At 19.3% G+C, this 425-nt stretch carries 1 pseudogene; it reads left to right on the top strand.

Going from position 1 to position 425, the window contains the following annotated elements:
• Positions 1-425, top strand: a pseudogene (locus tag GBZ86_RS17690) (hypothetical protein); the annotation flags it as partial.

The raw sequence follows: 425 nt of genomic DNA, 5'->3' as shown, positions 1-425 counted from the left end.
AATATCAGATAATTCATATTTTTCTATAACAAATATTTTAACAGAATTTAAAAAAGATAAACTTCATATTATAGAAACATGTGATATTATTGCTAGAGAAAATAAATATATTCCTTTTAGCTATAAATTTTGTATTTCTGCAAATAATTCAAATAAAGTTAGAGATAAAAAAGAATTTACTACAAAAGAAAAATTTTCTTTAGAAACACAAGGATATATTCCTATAAATAAAAAAATTAAGTTTGATAATATAAATTTTAGTCTTATTAGTTTAGGTAATTTTAATTGTGGATCATTGTTCACTATTCTTACTGAAAATATAGATAAAGAAAAATGTAAAGAAATTTGTCAGCAATATAGCATAAAGTTAAAAAGTAAAAATTTCCAAGAAATATACTCTTTAGAAAATAGAAATAGCTTTACTG

The sequence above is a fragment of the Clostridium tarantellae genome (assembly GCF_009295725.1).
Classification (GTDB): domain Bacteria; phylum Bacillota; class Clostridia; order Clostridiales; family Clostridiaceae; genus Sarcina; species Sarcina tarantellae.
Note: the sequence above shows the minus strand (reverse complement) of the source record. Positions and strands in the feature narration are given on the sequence as shown.